The sequence below is a fragment of the Corynebacterium sp. HMSC055A01 genome (genome assembly GCF_001809405.1).
Lineage (GTDB): Bacteria > Actinomycetota > Actinomycetes > Mycobacteriales > Mycobacteriaceae > Corynebacterium > Corynebacterium hesseae.
This window is the reverse complement of sequence record NZ_KV797584.1, coordinates 1-285: the sequence shown is the minus strand read 5'-3', so window position 1 is coordinate 285 and position 285 is coordinate 1. Positions and strand designations below refer to the sequence as shown.

The following is a 285-nucleotide window of genomic DNA, read 5'->3' as shown; positions in this document are numbered from 1 at the left end:
AGTCTTACACACCTACCAAGCCTGCGATATAGATGATGCCCCGACCTTCATCGAAGGCTTCGGCTGGCGCCAAACGCCCATGCCGCATGATAAAACCCGGGATTTAACCGGCGAGGTAGCCGAAGCAGACGGCTACCAACCGGGCCTGATTATGCGCAAACACGTCGAAGGCCGCGACGGAACCTGCCGGGTCGGCGGATGCGAGGAACCTGCCTTTCTTACCCAATTGGATCACCGGCATAACTGGGCTGAAGGCGGGCCAACCCATCCGAAGAACCTGGCATG

Annotated in this window: 1 protein-coding gene; it reads left to right on the top strand. The window is 58.9% G+C overall.

All coding sequences use genetic code 11. The annotated features are described in order from the left end of the window. Positions 1-285: HNH endonuclease signature motif containing protein (locus HMPREF2604_RS13650; protein ID WP_141746444.1), on the top strand; the 285-nt coding region annotated here is incomplete at both ends.